The 16,338-nt window shown below is 49.4% G+C and carries 15 protein-coding genes and 1 pseudogene; 8 read left to right on the top strand and 8 right to left on the bottom strand.

Annotated features, from left to right (window positions below; genetic code table 11):
• Position 1 precedes the first annotated feature (1 nt).
• A complete protein-coding gene (locus RZ35_RS14055; RefSeq protein WP_051625584.1) occupies positions 2 to 925 on the top strand; it encodes an SIR2 family protein in 924 nt (307 codons plus the stop codon).
• A gap of 14 nt (positions 926 to 939) precedes the next feature.
• Here the strand turns inward: RZ35_RS14055 and RZ35_RS18365 are convergent.
• A pseudogene (locus tag RZ35_RS18365) lies at positions 940 to 1,176 on the bottom strand (hypothetical protein); the annotation flags it as partial.
• A gap of 977 nt (positions 1,177 to 2,153) precedes the next feature.
• Between RZ35_RS18365 and RZ35_RS14045 the strand changes: the two are divergent.
• The 3 genes from RZ35_RS14045 (at position 2,154) to RZ35_RS17470 (ending at position 3,218) form a co-directional block, all read left to right on the top strand.
• A complete protein-coding gene (locus RZ35_RS14045; RefSeq protein WP_235195123.1) occupies positions 2,154 to 2,426 on the top strand; it encodes a hypothetical protein in 273 nt (90 codons plus the stop codon).
• Positions 2,427 to 2,595: 169 nt separating this feature from the next.
• A complete protein-coding gene (locus RZ35_RS14040; RefSeq protein WP_051625583.1) occupies positions 2,596 to 2,778 on the top strand; it encodes a type II toxin-antitoxin system Phd/YefM family antitoxin in 183 nt (60 codons plus the stop codon).
• A gap of 62 nt (positions 2,779 to 2,840) precedes the next feature.
• Complete coding sequence (locus RZ35_RS17470) at positions 2,841 to 3,218, top strand: type II toxin-antitoxin system death-on-curing family toxin (RefSeq protein ID WP_235195127.1); 378 nt, start codon at positions 2,841 to 2,843, stop codon at positions 3,216 to 3,218.
• A 260-nt stretch (positions 3,219 to 3,478) separates the two neighbouring features.
• Here RZ35_RS17470 and RZ35_RS14035 read toward each other — a convergent pair whose 3' ends face one another.
• Positions 3,479 to 4,396, bottom strand: coding sequence for a LysR substrate-binding domain-containing protein (locus RZ35_RS14035; RefSeq protein WP_026743886.1), 918 nt, complete (start codon positions 4,394 to 4,396; stop codon positions 3,479 to 3,481).
• Positions 4,397 to 4,557: 161 nt separating this feature from the next.
• On the opposite strand from RZ35_RS14035, the gene RZ35_RS14030 reads away from it, so the two are divergent.
• Both RZ35_RS14030 and RZ35_RS14025 read left to right on the top strand, forming a co-directional pair.
• Positions 4,558 to 5,292, top strand: a complete 735-nt coding sequence (locus RZ35_RS14030) for a YqcI/YcgG family protein (RefSeq protein ID WP_099049274.1) — start codon at positions 4,558 to 4,560, stop codon at positions 5,290 to 5,292.
• Positions 5,289 to 5,924: a LysE family translocator gene (locus RZ35_RS14025; protein ID WP_026743884.1), complete on the top strand. Its 636-nt coding sequence runs from the start codon at positions 5,289 to 5,291 to the stop codon at positions 5,922 to 5,924. The genes RZ35_RS14030 and RZ35_RS14025 overlap by 4 nt, the downstream gene beginning before the upstream one ends.
• A 317-nt stretch (positions 5,925 to 6,241) precedes the next feature.
• Here the strand turns inward: RZ35_RS14025 and RZ35_RS18020 are convergent, their stop codons facing one another.
• From RZ35_RS18020 to RZ35_RS14015, 3 genes are all read right to left on the bottom strand, one after another.
• Entirely contained in the window at positions 6,242 to 6,388 is a 147-nt protein-coding gene (locus tag RZ35_RS18020) for a hypothetical protein (RefSeq protein WP_157755385.1), read from the bottom strand.
• Between the two features lie 560 nt (positions 6,389 to 6,948).
• Complete coding sequence (locus tag RZ35_RS14020; RefSeq protein ID WP_026743883.1) at positions 6,949 to 9,060, bottom strand: peptidase domain-containing ABC transporter; 2,112 nt, start codon at positions 9,058 to 9,060, stop codon at positions 6,949 to 6,951.
• Positions 9,053 to 10,327 carry an HlyD family secretion protein gene (locus RZ35_RS14015; RefSeq protein WP_026743882.1) on the bottom strand — a complete coding sequence of 425 codons (1,275 nt, stop codon included), beginning with the start codon at positions 10,325 to 10,327 and terminating at the stop codon, positions 9,053 to 9,055. The genes RZ35_RS14020 and RZ35_RS14015 overlap by 8 nt, the downstream gene beginning before the upstream one ends.
• A 683-nt stretch (positions 10,328 to 11,010) precedes the next feature.
• Between RZ35_RS14015 and RZ35_RS14010 the strand changes: the two genes are divergently transcribed.
• On the top strand, positions 11,011 to 11,484 hold the full coding sequence (locus RZ35_RS14010) for a CesT family type III secretion system chaperone (RefSeq protein WP_026743881.1): 474 nt from the start codon (positions 11,011 to 11,013) through the stop codon (positions 11,482 to 11,484).
• 1,201 nt (positions 11,485 to 12,685) lie between these two features.
• Here the strand turns inward: RZ35_RS14010 and RZ35_RS14000 are convergent.
• Genes RZ35_RS14000 through RZ35_RS13990 form a run of 3 tightly spaced genes read right to left on the bottom strand, consistent with a single transcriptional unit; the run spans position 12,686 to position 15,269 of the window.
• Positions 12,686 to 13,498, bottom strand: a complete 813-nt coding sequence (locus tag RZ35_RS14000) for a PfkB family carbohydrate kinase (protein ID WP_026743879.1) — start codon at positions 13,496 to 13,498, stop codon at positions 12,686 to 12,688.
• Positions 13,499 to 13,508: 10 nt separating this feature from the next.
• On the bottom strand, positions 13,509 to 14,486 hold the full coding sequence (locus tag RZ35_RS13995; RefSeq protein ID WP_026743878.1) for an SIS domain-containing protein: 978 nt from the start codon (positions 14,484 to 14,486) through the stop codon (positions 13,509 to 13,511).
• 3 nt (positions 14,487 to 14,489) lie between these two features.
• Positions 14,490 to 15,269, bottom strand: coding sequence for an ABC transporter substrate-binding protein (locus tag RZ35_RS13990; RefSeq protein WP_026743877.1), 780 nt, complete (start codon positions 15,267 to 15,269; stop codon positions 14,490 to 14,492).
• A 234-nt stretch (positions 15,270 to 15,503) separates the two neighbouring features.
• Here RZ35_RS13990 and RZ35_RS13985 point away from each other — a divergent pair, with 234 nt between their 5' ends.
• Positions 15,504 to 16,262, top strand: coding sequence for a GntR family transcriptional regulator (locus tag RZ35_RS13985; RefSeq protein WP_026743876.1), 759 nt, complete (start codon positions 15,504 to 15,506; stop codon positions 16,260 to 16,262).
• Positions 16,263 to 16,338: the final 76 nt, after the last annotated feature.

Here is a 16,338-nt window from a genome sequence, read left to right as displayed (position 1 = left end):
TATGATTTCCCTATTTTTAGGGGCCGGTTTTTCTAAATGGGCTTTCGATTTGCCACTGGTAAGTCAGCTTTTTGATTTTAACATTTCTTACCTTACTGCCTCAGAAGAGAAAAAACTCCATCTAATTAAGGAGGATTGGTCTGCCTGGATACAAAAAAATCCGGAAGCAACATACGAGAATTTTGTTTATTGGTGTGTTAATAAATCTTCTCATCGTAGGAGTAGAGTTGTTTGGTATGTTAATAGAAGATTAACTGAACCATTCATTACAAGGATTCGCGGTGGGTATTCTGCTGCTATGTTCGATGAAAAGATTGTGAAAAAAAATCAAAGGATAGTTTTTTTACGTAATTTATTTACTGAGTTAGAGGGGGTTGGTTTAAAAAATATCATCACTTGTAATTATGATAATATTGTCGAGTATACCCTGGGTTGCTCTGGGTTTAATTATGGTATAAAAAATGAAATTTTAGTTGGAAGAGGAAGAAATCCACAATTTCCTTGGCAAAATTCAGATGTGAGAGTTACTGGCGAGATCCTGCTTGCTAAATTACATGGCTCTTTATCGTGGGACAAATATAATAAATACACCAGCGGAAAACCTGGTAGGACAGGGAAATCTCTAATTGTCCCCCCTGCTCCTGAAAAAGAACCTCCGCTTGAATTGCTAGATGTTTGGTCATTTGCTAGGAATGCATTAGCGAATAGCAAAGTCTTAATTGTTTTTGGCTTTTCTTTTAATGCGTATGATAATGCTTTGCTAAATCTACTAAGGGAAAATGGCTCAAATTTAAAAAAGGTAATTTTGATAGATCCTTTTCCAAAAGTTGATGAGGCCAAATTTCTTTGGCCTTCGGCATCAATAGAGATTATCAACCCCTTAAATGATATTGTTTTTACTGAAAAGTGGTTCGAAATATTATGAGCAGGTTGCTTAATTCATTCAAATAAAGCTGCGATTACTTCCCCGGTATTGGCGTTGAAAACACAAAAATACTGAAGCGGTGTTTGTATCCTAAGACTGTTAATTGCTTTAGCTTGTTGTCCGAACATTTGAATAGTTCGTTCGTTTTCGTCATGTCAGAGGTAGATGTTGAATACTGGCTGCGTTTCTCTTTCCTTCCACACATGCCAAATTGTCGCTTTTTCATACATTACCTGTTTGCACTTTTTTACGGAAGAAGGTCACCGGGACGATTCAGGCTGTGGGGGTTATGATAAATCATCCACTTGTGGCAGAATTCCATGGCAATCAAACCAGATGGAGTCGGTTTAGTGGAGCATGAAAAGTTTATGCAGTATGGCCGTATTAGGATTGTGGCAGAATCCACGGGAAAATATTAAGCCCGAACCCCAAAGCTACTTTAGGGATGACCCGGTTTACTTAACGCCACCAAAAGGGGAGTGGATTGACCCGATTCAGGAATGTGAAAAAGAACATAATCCGTTAGAAAATGGTGTTTTTGTCTGGACCGAGATTAAAGGGACGGGACACGCATTTGTTTCTGTTCACGAGCGGAATAATGCTTCTGTTTTCACTTATGGCCGATTTGGTAGGCGGTCTGGTGTTGCTGGGGTTGTCGGAGATGGTATTCTTAATTTTTTGCAGTTTGAAGATGCCAGAAGATATTATCGAGAAGAACTATACCAAACGGAAGCTAAGGTTTTTCTCATTACAGATGCGGATCCAGTGATTGCAAGGATGTACTTTGAGAAATTATGGCGTTCAGGAAGTAAAGNGAAAGAAACCATAAAAATGGGAGAAAATACTAAAATAAATGGTCGAACAATAGATCAATATGACGTCACAGGGGTTAATTGTACTACTCATGCAACAAAAGGCGTGAAAATAGCGGGAACACAAATCTTTAAGGGTGGATATACCACTAACTCTCAGATAAATGTTAATTATGAAGAAGATTTTTCAATTCCAGTATCATTTCGAAGGTATTTAGTAAGTAAGAGTAAAGAGAACTCCATGCTTGTTGTCGATATGACGAATGAATTCAAAAAACAATATCCTAATACTGATAACTATACACCAGTGAGTGAAGATGTCATTTTAAGGGGCGTATCTGAAGTCGTTTCTGGGATAGGGGAAATTTCACCTTATTCCGGTGGAACTGTCGGTGGATTATTCGATGGAGCTTATGATGTTAACAACTAAATGCAAGGCTTTGATTCGATGGGGCAGTATTCTTCTTGTCTCTTTTTTTTATTTTATCAGTATCGCTCTTGTTTCTTTTGGGCATGTTCAAGATAAAGAAAGGATGGTTTTTTTATCTGATAAAACAGTATCAGTTGAATATCATTTTGCGATATTAGCGGATATGAGGGAGTCTATGGACTCTATGCGTTCGGTGGTATTAATTGGCTTTCCGATTAGTGTAATATTGATTCTAATTATTTTTAAAAAGGTTAGATAAATAATCTTTTTTATACGGAGCATACACAGGTTAGCCCTGTTTTTTTGTGAATTTATTAATATTACGTTAGGTGTTGCATAGACAAAAAATGATCTTATTGAGATATTTTTTCATTTGTATAAAGCAGCATGAAATGTACAGTTGAGATATACATTTAAGGAGACACATCATGCGAACTTACACCTCAACTCTGGCTAGAGCCAACATTTCAGAAGTACTAGATGCAGCCACTCATGGCGAATCCGTTGAAATTACTCGTCGCGATGGCAGTTCAGCTGTGGTCATCAGCAAAACTGAATTCGAGGCATACCAGAACGCTAAATTAGATGCGGAGTTCGAAGAGATTATGTAACGTCATGGCCACACGGTAGAGGCACTGACAAACAGATGATATGGATTAGCGCTTAGGAAGTTATCGCTTTCCATGACCGAATATTACAACGGCTTCCCGGCGTCGCGGGCATTGCTGATCCCGGTAGGGCCGAAGCACTCATTTATCGGGTACAGAATCGCGCGGACTGTGAAGGCATAACGGATATCTTTGAGCTTACGGCCACTTACAGGATAGCTATCGCTCGGGGTCATATCTTTAATGATGGTAATAAACGAACCGCGTTTTTCGTTACCATGACCTTTCTCTACCGTAATGGTGTCAAAATACGTGATAACGATAATGCGTTGGAAAATTTAACCGTAGAAGCCGCCACGGGAGAAAAAACCGTTATCCCGTTAGCCCAACATCTACGGGATTTGATGGATAACGCCATTTCTACCAGTCTACTTCCCCGTTGATTAACACGCATTGCCTACCGTTTTAACTAACAAATCTCCCCAACATGGCTAATCGGGTTGAACTGAACTGGCTTCACATTGACCCACNCNCCCGTGCATGTTTAAACAACGAGTGACCCCGTCCCTCAATGTACATCCCCTTTCGTGTTAGCAATGCTTGCTTCTGACAGAGGCCAGCCCATCCCCCGCTGTGTACGAGAAACGGATTGAATGAAACGGTGATGATTCGAATAACCATATCTATTTCCGCTCAGACGATATTATTCTTCGTGGCCGTCATGATACCTCAGCTCGAAATTTGGCAACTGTGGCGCATTGAGTTTCAACCAGTCCAAGAGGAAGGCGATATTTTTGTTTTTAGACGAGTTTTCGGGCCAGACGAGGTAATAACCGTCTCCTGTTGCGATCGCCTCCTTGAATGGAAGAGCGAGGAGCCCGCTATCGATTGCCGCCAGGCTGAGCAGCAGGTCGCCGACTGAGACGCCATGTCCGCTCAGCGCGGCCAAATTTCCCTGTTCCAACGTGTCAAAGACCTTTCCTCCGTTCACGTTGAGTCCCGGATAAAGACCTGTTCTTTTCAACCATCGCCTCCAATCTCGCCGGTCTGGTGAGGGATGAATAAGATCGCATTCAGGAAGCGATGTTTGGGCGGCGTTGAGCATTGAAGGAGAGCAGATGGGGACAAGCCATTCCCGGAACAGCAATCTGCTGTCGGTTGATTTGCCGAAATCACCGTTACCCAGCAGGATCGCACAATCATAGGGTTCACGACTGAAATCAACGGTATCCGTGTCCATCCAGACGCTGGTGATCTCGATGTCAGGCTTAATATAACGCTCCCGGAAAGCATTAAGCACATCGAGAAGCCATCGCATAGTGAGCGTTGACGGCGCTTTCAGGCGAAGAGAGTGACTGTTACTTCTGAATGCGAGACAAGCCCTCTCTATGCTCATGAAACCTTCCGTCAGTTGCGCCGCCAGGACGGTGCCAGCGTCATTCACTCTGACTCTCGGACCATGTCTTTCGAACAGTTCACAGTCAAACCACGCTTCCAGTGTGCGGATATGCCTGCTCACGGCACCCGGAGTGATATTGAGTATTACGGCCGCCTTACTGAAAGACCCCATTCGAGCAGCAGCCTCAAACGCGCGCAGTGCATAAAGAGGTGGTAATGACATAACCGTCTCCATTGTGAGTATTAATCACATTAAGCGCGATTTTTATACGTTTTTCAATGGCCTTTCCGGGATGAATAATCCTTCCGCGCAAGTAAAACGGAGGGACTCTTGTGAACAACACATTACTGCGAAATGGCACCATTATCGGGCAGTCTGATTTGATGAGACTTAGCAGCAACGCCGGAAAGGTTTGCCCGGTTCAAGAATGGCAAATTGACGGCTTTCGGGACATAGCCGCGCGGCTGAATGACAGAGCGTTTCCCTGTCTGTTCGCGCGCCATGCCTGGAAATCAAAAACGCTGCTCTTTGGTCTTATCAGNGAGGGCAATACCGCCGCCGATATGCTTGCCGTCATGCAGCGTTTTACAGAACGGACGCAAAAAGCGCCGGTGGAAGAAAGACTATACAGTCCTCTGGTATTGATCTTTGAGCGTGCCGGGCTGGACTCTCTTGATGAGGCACAAAGGTTTGCATGGCAACAGTTACAGCGCCTGCATGATTATGACACCCATGCCTGGCCTGACAATATTCCTGACGACCCGGAAGAAAGCGCATGGTCATTCTGTTTTGCCGGTGTTGAGCTTTTTTTCAATGTCAGCGGCCCGGCCTACTCACGGCTCCGTAGCCGCAACCTGGGTAAACGCGCTGTTTTTATCGTTAACCCCAGAGCACACTTTGACATTCTCGCCAGCCAGAAAGACTCTAAAGGGATCAAAATCAGAGAGACAATTCGCACGCGCGTTTGGCGCTACAACGATGGTTATGTGCCTTCTGAGCTTGGTTTTTACGGCCAGGAGGATAGCCTGGAATGGAAGCAGTATCTGCTCAACGAGCCGGGGACGCCGCATCTTGCGCGCTGTCCGCTCCATATACATAAGGACAAATCCTCGAAATGAATATGACACTGCTTGGCGCTTACATGCTTTCAATCATGATGCTGCTGCTGACCCCTGGCCCCGTGGTGGCACTGATTACGGGAACAGCAGCGCGTTACGGATACCGCAACGCTTTTGCCACAGCCTTCGGAACTAATGGAGCCTCTCTGGTACTGATTGCGCTGGCGACGCTCATGCTGAAAGGCATCGTGTCAATTTCACCGCTATGGCTCAGTGTGCTAGGGCTGGCAGGCTCGGTGTATATTGGTTACACCGCTATTCAAAGTCTTTTGACGTTGCCCCGGAGCGGCACGGAGACCACGCAGCCTCTCCAACAGGCTTCAAGAGGAGGGTTTATTCGCGGTTTCATCACAGGCCTTTCCAATCCCAAAGACATACTGTTTTTTGTTTCCTTCTTTCCGCAGTTTATTGCCGTTACGCAGGATTTCAGCACCAGTATTCTGACTCTCTGTGCCGTCTGGATCGCTTTCGATTTCTCCATACTGACGCTCTATATCCTGACAGTCAGAAAGTGGATGCCTGCAATGCACGCGCGAAAAATTGAAATGATCTCTTCGCTTTTTCTCCTTGCCGTTGCCTGCTGTGGCGTGATTTATAACGTGTCAGAGCTAGCCCCCCATCGGCTTCTTTAACATGACAGACCGGTCACGGCTCAATACGCTCGGTTGCCCTGTCACATAGGTTCATCAGCAGCCGGAAATGAACCAAATATCGACGTCTTCGTGAATAAATACACCAAACGCGCCCATGAAATCCCAATCAACCTTAAACGAAGAGCTACATGACGCTCAAAAAAACCATTGAAATAGATATTACCCGGAAACAAGAGGATAGTTTTGACGATTTTTTCTGAAAGCAAGAAANCCGCCCTTATTTCGGTGAGAAGAGGCCGAATAAAGAGCGGTTTTTGTTTAATATTTATAATTCGATATTACAAATATTTAGAGGATCAGCCTTTACCCGGCTTTGCCCCCATGAAGACCTGAATGTAACCGCCATTGGACCCTTTTACGGTTCCCCAGCGAGCACCAACACCACCAGCTACGGCTTTCATTTCTTTAGCGTTCAACTCACGCAGTTTATTTTGCTTTTTCATTTTGTATCTCCTTTAAGATGAAAAAATGATCTTGCTATAACTTTGTCCTTAACCCATTTCTACAGGTCATGAACAGTTTTTNAATCAGCCATAAAATACGACTGAGGTTGAAACTTGGAATTTAAATTCATATCTTCATTAAATACATTTGTGGGATCTATTGATTTTCTTACCCACAAACACACTTTTATTCAAATTATCAAGACTTCGAGTGAACGTAGAATGTAATGTTGATACCACTTAATGCTTACGCGCGGTTATTAATTGTTTATTATAAATACTTTCAAATATTGAAGTTGATAGTTACATAAACGCCGTGCTTTTACTTTCTGGTTTTTATTTTTACTATTTGTCGCGTTTATCTATTTCTATACCACAATCTTAATTGAAGCAAGATAATAAATGACTTAATCTCTTTCTCTATTGCATATCAGTTTTTTAATCTGATTTTTTATTTCTTTTATTATATCTTTAACAAAGAGATAATAATGACCGCTCTAACAATCAAATAATATGACTCTATTTAATTTCAAATATAAATGAAATTCATCATTATTAATTTATGCTTGCGTCGCCTGCAGCGTGATGACTCTGTCTGCAGCGTTAATCGTCGACTCCCGGTGTGCGATCATGATGCGTGTGATATTCAGCTGTTTAATGGCCTGACTTACATAATCCTCGCTTTCGCTGTCCAGCGCGCTGGTCGCTTCATCCATGAATAGCATTCCCGGCTTGCGATACAGCGCNCGGGCAATAAAAATGCGTTGTTTTTGCCCCCCGGAAAGTCCTTCACCCAATTCGCCGATGAGCGTCTCGTAGCCCATCGGCATCTCCATGATGGTGTCATGGATGTAGCTGGCTTTGGCGCATTCCACCATCCATTCGGCGTCGATATCCTCTGCAAATCCGCAGATATTTTCCATTATCGAACCGGAAAATAGCCGATCGTCCTGCATCACGCAGCCGATCATTTTATGGTAGTTGTTCACACCAAGTTGCCGTATGTCCACGCCGTCGGCCAGCACGCAGCCAGACTCCGCTTCGAACAGACCACACAATACTTTCATCAACGTCGTCTTCCCAGCGCCGGAAGGCCCGGTTATTGCCACGCTTTCCCCTGGGGCGATATGAAGGCTCAGTTCGCTGAATACCGCTTTGGATTGGCTGTCGTAGCGATAACTCAAATCACGGGTTTCCAGCAAAATCGGCCGCCCTTCAACTTTATTGCCAATCCCCATCTTGTGGGGTTCTCGCGGGTGCAAGGCGATATCGGCGATGCGTTCGTTATGCAGGCTCATCATGCGTAATTGAAGCAGGAAGTGGGNCAACGACGCCAACCGTTCGGAGAACTGCTCCCTGAATACGCCAAACGCCACGAACATCCCGATGGTCATCTGGTTATCAATGACCTGACTCGTTCCCAGCCACAGAATCATCACCTGGTCACAGGAGGCAATAAAGGTATTCAGGCCCCCGAAAAGCAGGTCCATTTTAGTCACCTTGATTCCCGTGTTAATGGTATCGATTTCCAGATTGAGCCAGTGGCTGCTTCGTCGACTGCTCATCCCCTGCATTTTGACGGTGGCGATTCCATATAACGTTTCCATAAAAAAGGAACCGGCCCGCGCGCCCCGAATCAATGACTCTTCCGACAGCTGGCGATAGCGGTCGTAGGTGAGCAGGCGGATAAGGACATACACCGCGCTAAATCCCAGCACGACCACTGCCAGATTACCGCCATACAACACCATCATGACCAGGACGCACGCCACCATAATGCCATCCATGATCGCTCCCACCAGGCTGGTGGTAAACGTTTTGCGCAGCTTGTCCAAGGAGTCGAAACGGGATTGAATATCTCCCAGTTTGCGCCGTTCGAAAAAGCTGAGCGGCAGGTGCATCAGATGAGTGAATAGCCCCGCCTGCCACTGCACATTGATCAGCGTCTCCATGATCATCGACGACCAGGACCGCATCGTGCTTATCGCCGTGCGCAGCAGGATAAAAAACAGCAGACCGGCACATATCAGCGTCAGTAAACCCTTATCGCCCGCCGGAATGGCGTGGTCCATGACCAGCTGCGTGCCTATCGGCACCACTAAGTTGATGGTTTCAATCACCAACGAGAAGCAGAAAATCCTAGTCAGCGCCCCTTTAATACCGGAGATACTGCGAATCAACGTTCCCAGACGCACCCTGTTTTTCACCGTTTCGGCGGTGAATTGACTGCTGGGCCAAAGCTCAAGCGCGACGCCGGTAAAATACTGCGACATCTCGGCAAGCCCGACCGTCCGGCGGCCGCGCGCGGGATCGTGAAGCACAAAGCGACGATGTCTGGCGCTGACCAGTACCACGAAGTGATTGAAGTCCCAGTGCAAAATGCACGGCGTTTTCAATGCGCTAATATCATCAAGATCCAGCGCCAGCGCCCGCGTGGACATATCCAACTGCTCGGCGATGTCATTGATTCCGGCCAGAGTGGCGCCCCGTGCGGAAAGGTTGAAGCGCTGCCGCAGGGCAATCAGGTCGATATTCTTTCCATGATACCCGCAGATCATCGCCAGACAGGCCAGTCCGCATTCCGATGCCTCGGTCTGATGCACCAGCGGAATTCGGCGGCACAGCGTTAAATCTATTTTGCCGAGGATCGATTTGAATAATGCCTTATTCATTGACCGCCCCCGCCGCGCTCTGCCTCATGTCGTAGAATGGCGAAAGCATCCACTGATATATTTTTCTTTTTTCCAGGAAGAGCGTGATCTCCGCCTTCATACCATTCTCGAGGGACAACGATTTGCCGTCATAACGGACGCTCTTTTTTTCGGGCTTCACCACGACTTTATAGTAGGGAACCGACGCCGTTTGAGTACTTTTTGGCGCGCCCTGATAGGTTTGCATTTCCTGCGGAGACGCCGGCGTTTTCGATACCATAGTGACCGTTGCAGCAAACTGGCCGAATTTCTCGACGGGGAACGCCTCGTAACGCACATTGACGTTGTCGCCCACCGAAACATAAGGCATTGCGTCATTGGGCACCCAGGCCACCAAGTAATAGCTTTTTATCTTGCTCGGAATAATTTGTAATAAGCTGTCGCCAGGATTGACCATTTGCCCTAGGGTGACGCTCAATGAATCGATTATTCCTTCCGATGAGGCACGAATAATGATCTCTCCGCCCACATTGGTATTCACCCGCTCCTTTCGCAAATCGTAGCGCTGAAGTTCCATTTGGTATATTCGGTTATCAAACTCCGCCGCTTCGGTCTGAATCTGGCTTTCCAGACTGGTAATCTGTAAAGCATTCTGTTCATTTTGTCCGCTGAGGCTTAATAAGTCATTTTGCTGTTGATAATACAACGCCACCTGGCTGCTTAATTGGTCTTTATTGATTAACCCTTTGGCCTGGTACTGCTGGTAACTGTCCATGTACTGTTTGATTTTTTTTAAACCTTCCTCTGATTGGCGGACGATATCTGAAGAGTGTTTAAATGCATTGATATATTGTGATTTTTGTTTTTCCAGCATTTCCAGGGTATGTTTTTTACTTTGCTCCAGCCGGGAGATAATATTGTCAATGCGCACCAGTTGGCTTTCGATATCTTGCCTTTGATTATCGCTGACTACGCCGTCAACGGTACTTTTACTGACATCGATTTGATAAATCGCATCGCCTTTTTTTATTATCTGCCCTTCCGACACAAACTGCTTGACGACAAATCCCTGTACGCCGGAGCCAATACTGACGGTGTGCGGCCAAGTTGATATTTCACCGCTGACGTTAGCCCGGCGCGTATAATTACCTTGGGTGATGAAGATCATAAACATTGCGATAAAAAGAGCGCAAATAATCATAATCACCCAAGGTGAAAGTCCTGAAAGTAAAATAGCGCTTCCTTGCCATTTCAGTTTCTTGTTGTCTAATGCTTCCTGCCTGAACAAGAAAAAACCCTCACCGATAACTACTGAGAAAGGCGTCCAATATTTTGGAATAGGTGATTATGATTTCATTATTAAAGATTATTCGCAAGTAGGTGACGAAATAAATTTTAATTCCATTTTGTTATTATTCCATTACGACTCATTATTACCTATCGATTTGCCATTTTTCGTTATCTAATTTTCACAATATAGGAAAATGCTATATTTCCTCCGGAAATGCGTCGCCTTAAGTAACATTGACCCTATCAAATGACCGAGTCAGCCATAAAAACCAGTGAGATCAAAATAGTGATTTAATATTTCCTGATGGCGAATGTAAAAATTAACGTTTTACAGATGATTGCGACTATAAAATTCTCTGAGTGACATTCATTGGTTATATATATGTATTAGATGAAACTTAATCTGACCATTCCTCTTTTTTATTCAGGCGGTTGTCATAATACATTTTTATCAAATCTTTCCTGATATTAGGGCTTTCCCCCTTTCATTTTTCACTTTTCAGTTGCGGGGGTGGCCTGGGATCCCCCCGAGTCGCGTCGGGTCGATGGCGCTGAACGAAGGCTTGCGGAAATAGAACGCGGCGGCTTCTCGACGACAATGGAAAACAAATCATCACAACACCCGGGAACCCTTCCCCCNCTGATGCCACTCACTAACACCCAGTCACGTGAGCATCGGTTATGTTGAATGAAAAATTTCATGTTATTTCTCGGGCCATTATCCAGAGATATCAGCCCGGCGAGCTGCCGCCGCCGCGTCCAGAGGAAGATATCTATCGATTGGTCTTCGACCACGATCTGCATATCCATTTAATCGGTAGCCAACCAGGGTATCTGAATATCGTCGCGACGTTCATTGCCCCGCACGCGTGGCGGACACTCGAGGGTTTTCAGGCGTTATTGGCGGAGAACCTGTTCAGCCTGCGTCATCCGGCTATCACGCTGGGGTACGACAGCCAGAGCAAAAAACTGGTGCTGTACGTTCGTCAGCCGTTAGACGAGTTCTCCGCAGAGCATGCTGTGAAGACGTTTCATGATTTTCTGATGCGGGCGGATTCATACTGCTGCGGGAAGTCTCTCCCCACGGCCAATCAGTCCCAGGAAACCCTTTCTCCCCCTCACGCGGGCTTACACCCCGTTTCCAAAAGGGAGTAAGGGGATAGTCCTGGGTTGTATTCCTGCTGGGGACACCCCTTTCAGATTTAGGAGGCGATGATGCCTAGGTTTAACATTTTCCGCGGATCCTCTTCCTCTGCAACGTATAGCGCGATTGTCGAGAATTATGATACCGGCAGTAAAGTGCATGATACCCGCAGCGCCAGTCAGCTGGGGTTGTCAGGCTATCAGCACAAAAATGTCGTCGTGAAATCCGGCACCCTGTCGGCACTGGCCGACGCCTGCTGGGCGAACCGCGTCGTCAAAAATATGCTCCCGCACGGGGCGGGAAATCAGCGGCAGGATGTCCGGGCCTCATCGGGAGAGAGCTGGGCGAGGATGCATCTGGCATACCAAAAGTTTCCTCATGGTGGAATCGAAAATCAGATCAAACGGGCGCAGAAATTCCAGGGGGGCAACTGTGCGGTACATGCCGCCGTCGCCGTCGCCGCGTTGAAAGAACGCAACGTGTCGCAGCCCATATGCCGTGTACGTCTCCAGCTTCCGGAAAATAACAGCCACGAGTTCGTTATGCTGGGCGACCCTCGCGACCCTACGTGGGGCGAACGCAATACGGTGGTCGTGGATGCCTGGCCGACACATCCCAGCGCATGCACGCTGGACCAATCGGTGCTGCACGATATGCAACGCGACACGCATGCGCCGATGACGGAGCTGATGGCGACACATAACCATTTGCTTTGGGATNCCTCCGACTCCGCCAACCGGAGCGATACCCGACGTCTTCGGGAGGTCGTACCGCTCAGTTCCGAGGAGTTGCAGCGAAAATTGGCGAAAGCCGGGCTGCCGTCCTTACATTCCGACGATTTGGTCAGACATGCGTTGAACGATGATTCGTTTAATCGGTTCGATGTGCGCGTCGCCACCGATCCTTCCACGACCTATAGCGATAGTGCCAGCCACCGGGGCCAGAGTGTCGACTATTTGTTGTCCGACCGGTAGCGACGTTTCGCCGTGCGGCTGCCGGCGCTCTCCGCGAAAGTTACGTAGAGGCCGACCGCATATCGATGCGCCCCCTTGAACGAGGCAGGCCCCTTATCAGATGTGCAAACGACCCGGTTGCGCTGAACGCTTTGCAGCCGCGATGTGGCACAGAAGGCAGCACGCTAAGAGCGGAGGATAGAGCGACGATGGCTGGCTTTCAGCTAGCGCAGCGGCCGAAACCGGGCCACACATCCCATCAATAGCGCATTCCCTCACCGAAGGCGCCTTCAATCATGCAGATGCGCGCCGCAAAGTTGGCGCCCTGTCGCAAGCTGGCGGATAGCGTTTTGCCGTTAAGGTGGGCCAGCAGGAATGCGGTGATGAAAGCGTCTCCCGCGCCGAGCGTATCGACGGGAGCGATCGGCTCCGGTGGCTGACTGATCCAATGATGGCCGTCGAACAGTATCGCGCCCTCTGCGCCACGCGTTGCGATAACCCACTTGCAGCCTGCGTCGTGAGCCGCCAGCAGCAGCCGACGGGTTTCATCAAGCGTGCGGCCCGCACAAGAGAAAAAGGCGTAATCNAGCCAGCGGCACTGAGCCTGCGCCCGTCTGGCGTCAAAATCATCCGAAAAGTCGTAGGATAACCGGCCGGGCAGCCCGGCGAGATCCGCCAGCTGCATGTCGATATAGCTGTAGGCGCTGGTGTGGATCAGGTCGAAATGGCCCAGCCACGAGAGGTGCTCCAGCACGAAACGCATAGAGGTGCTTTGACGGATACCGCCCGCATTGGAGCCGAGGAACACGCGCTCCCCTTGCTCAAGGGTAAGATTGGCGTGGCCGCTTTCGCCGGAGACCGTCAGGCAATGTTCGAGACCAATACCGCGCCGTTCGAGCACGCGGCGAATGTGCTCCGCCGCACAATCGTCGCCAAACACGCCCAGATAAGCGGCTTCTGCCGACAACATTCGCGCGTAGACACTGAAATTCAGCGCGTTGCCCCCCGGATAGCCGATGCCGGTATGGGTATATCGATCGATGACATTATCGCCAAGTCCCAGGACTTTCATCATCCTTACCTCAGTAATCCACCTGACCCATATAACGCCGCGTCTCCAGCGAATGCTGGCGCACCTTCGCCAGCGCCGCGCGGTATTGGCACATGACGCTATAGAACAGTATCGGATTGAAATACTCCACCACGCCAGCCGGGATCACGCCCAACCCCAGCGCTTTGGCATCAATAATTTCCACCTTGTCGGCATAGCGGTGCAGAAAGTCGCGCGCGCGCTCATCCAGCGGACGGGTGCGACCCTCGTTGATCATCAGGATCCAGGGCGTGCTGTGGTCTGTGACCTCGAACGGCCCGTGGAAATATTCGCCGCTGTGAATGGAAGCGGCGTTCAGCCACTGCATTTCCATCAGCGAGCAGATGGCGAAGCCGTAGGCGTGACCGTAAGACGCACCGCTGGACAGGATGTAAAACAGCGACTCTTCCGCATAGCGTTCGGCAAACGCCGCCGCAGGCGCCTGCACCTGCTGGCGCGCCTGGTCGATAATCTCGTCGATCTGCGCCATGCCCGCCTGAAAGTCGGCGTAGCCATCAAAGCCTTCGGCCTGCTGCAACGCCTCAACGCTCAGGCTCAGGATCAGCGCCATCGGATTATTGACGACCTGGCTGTCGTTCCCCCAGGCATACAGCAGATTGCCGTCCGAAAAGTCGCTCAGCCGGGCGGCCTCGTTATGGGTCAGCGTGACGGTCACGCTGCCGCGCCGCTGAGCCAGCTCCGCCGCGGCCACCGACTCCGGCGTGTTGCCGCCGTGAGAACAAACAATGGTCAGCGACTGTTTACCCAACCTTTTCGGAGGCGCGTGGACGAATTCGTTAGCGGTCATCATATGACTGTGCAGCGTTGTGGATTCGCTGTTCAGGAAATAGTCCGCCGGATACATATCCACCAGCGACCCGCCGCAGGCCACCAGAAAGACCTGTCGCAGGCCGCCCTGCGGGCGGAAACGCTGTTCGATAAAGGAGGAGATCATCGTTGCTGTATTCATGAATTAGTCGCCATAGACATTGAAAGTGAAATATTTTTTCGCCAGCTTGTCGTACGTGCCGTCCTGACGGATCTCCGTGATGGCGCCATTAAGCTGTTGCAACAGCGGCGTATCCTGCTTGCGGACGCCAATGCCGGTGCCCGGACCAAAAACGGCATCGTCTTTGACCTGCGGTTCGATCAGGCTGAACCCTTTGCCCTCGGGCTTACTGAGCAACGCCTCGGTCACCACCGTGGCATCATCCAGCGTGGCGTCCAGTCGTCCGACGACCAGGTCGGCATAGACCGCTTCGGCGCTGGGATAGGACACCAGTTCAACGCCCTCATCTCGCCAGTGCTTTTGGGCGTAGATTTCAAATACCGATCCTTGCTGCACGCCGACGCGTTTACCGCGCAGCGACTCGGCGATCGGCTTCAGCCCGCTGTCTTTCGCCGCGACCAGATACGCCGGCGTGTTGAATAATTTGAGGGAGAAGTTGATGGCCTTCTGTCGTTCACTCGTGATGGAGAGCGAAGAGAGGATTGCGTCGAATTTGCGGGCATGTAGTGCGGGGATCAGGCCGTCGAAGCTGCTTTCCACCCAAACGCATCGAGCCTTCAGACGCGCGCAGATCTCATTGCCTAAATCAATATCGAAACCTTGCAGCCGCCCGTCCGCCGCTTTGAACTCAAACGGCGGAAATGTGGCATCGGTGCCGAAACGAATTTGTTGCAGCGCGAAAACCGGGCCGGAGAGGAGCGTCATCACCAGACTCAGGGAAACCCAGGCAAGCGTTTTCATCATTCACTCCCTATAAATATACCGTAAAATATACCATTAGAGATATACGCCGATCACACATGCCGGGCAACGAATTTATCCATATTATTCAATTATAACAGTGTGTTAGGGTGTTGTGGTCTGGTTAGCACGGAGGGGATAATACGGCGAAAAAACGGTATAACTGATGATAAAACAAGCGCACACCTTGGCGACAATCGCGCTTTCTTCGGCATGAATCGGACCAGAAAACAGACCATGAACAAGACGAACACAGGAAAACGCCGTCCCCGTAAAGCGTATCTGGAAGCCAAACAGGCTTTGCTGAATATGTTGAAGACGCCGGAATACAACGAGGGCGATCAGATCCCAGCCGAGCGCGATCTCGCCGTACTGCTCGGCATCAGCCGAATGACGCTGCGTAAAATCATCGATGAACTGGTCGAAGCCGGATTGCTGGAGAGACGCGGCAATCAGGGCACCTGGCTGACTCAGACGGCCATTGAACGACCGCTGACGCAGGCTATCGAGCAGGGCATCAGCAAGATCACCGAGCTGAACGGCGCGGTGCCCGGCAGCCGCTTAATCTATTTTCAAGATACCGTCGCCAGCCCCCGGATCGCCCCTTTACTCAGCATTGAAACGGGCGATCCGGTGGTGATGATCAAGCGACTGCGGCTGGGGGACGGCGAACCTTTCTGCTTAGAAACCAGCTATCTGCCCCGTGCGCTGATGCCGGATCTGACGGCTGAGATGCTGGAGGAGAGCGGGTCGCTGTACCGGCTGCTGGCGGAACGCTACCGCCTCTTCGGCGTTTCCGATGAGGGCACCATTCGGGTTGGGGTCATGAATGAAGAAGAGCAGGCGCTGCTGAACGCCTCGCCGGACAGCCCGGCCCTGATCTATCGCGGCGTGATCGCCGACCGCTTTCAACAGCCGGTGGAATATCTGGTGTCGGTCAACCATCCGCAGCGGGTCTCGTTTCGTATCAGCCATCGTCCTAACGCCGAGCGCTGAAACGGCGATGTTTTCGGAGTGGCAAGCGGAGTGCGCGCGGCGGACTTTGGCTGGGCATGGCGGAGAAACACAACGC

This window comes from Lonsdalea quercina subsp. quercina, assembly GCF_000688655.1.
Lineage (GTDB): Bacteria > Pseudomonadota > Gammaproteobacteria > Enterobacterales > Enterobacteriaceae > Lonsdalea > Lonsdalea quercina.
The sequence above is the reverse complement of the archived record's forward strand: the minus strand, read 5'-3'. Positions and strand labels throughout refer to the sequence as shown.

What these genes read in the sequence shown, in the direction of transcription:
- RZ35_RS14055 (WP_051625584.1), top strand. Translation starts at nt 2, where the DNA reads ATGATTTCCCTATTTTTAGGGGCCGGTTTTTCTAAATGGGCTTTCGAT.
- RZ35_RS14045 (WP_235195123.1), top strand. Translation starts at nt 2,154, where the DNA reads ATGTTAACAACTAAATGCAAGGCTTTGATTCGATGGGGCAGTATTCTT.
- RZ35_RS14040 (WP_051625583.1), top strand. Translation starts at nt 2,596, where the DNA reads ATGCGAACTTACACCTCAACTCTGGCTAGAGCCAACATTTCAGAAGTA.
- RZ35_RS14035 (WP_026743886.1), bottom strand. Translation starts at nt 4,396, where the DNA reads ATGTCATTACCACCTCTTTATGCACTGCGCGCGTTTGAGGCTGCTGCT.
- RZ35_RS14025 (WP_026743884.1), top strand. Translation starts at nt 5,289, where the DNA reads ATGAATATGACACTGCTTGGCGCTTACATGCTTTCAATCATGATGCTG.
- RZ35_RS18020 (WP_157755385.1), bottom strand. Translation starts at nt 6,388, where the DNA reads ATGAAAAAGCAAAATAAACTGCGTGAGTTGAACGCTAAAGAAATGAAA.
- RZ35_RS14010 (WP_026743881.1), top strand. Translation starts at nt 11,011, where the DNA reads ATGTTGAATGAAAAATTTCATGTTATTTCTCGGGCCATTATCCAGAGA.
- RZ35_RS13995 (WP_026743878.1), bottom strand. Translation starts at nt 14,486, where the DNA reads ATGAATACAGCAACGATGATCTCCTCCTTTATCGAACAGCGTTTCCGC.
- RZ35_RS13990 (WP_026743877.1), bottom strand. Translation starts at nt 15,269, where the DNA reads ATGATGAAAACGCTTGCCTGGGTTTCCCTGAGTCTGGTGATGACGCTC.
- RZ35_RS13985 (WP_026743876.1), top strand. Translation starts at nt 15,504, where the DNA reads ATGAACAAGACGAACACAGGAAAACGCCGTCCCCGTAAAGCGTATCTG.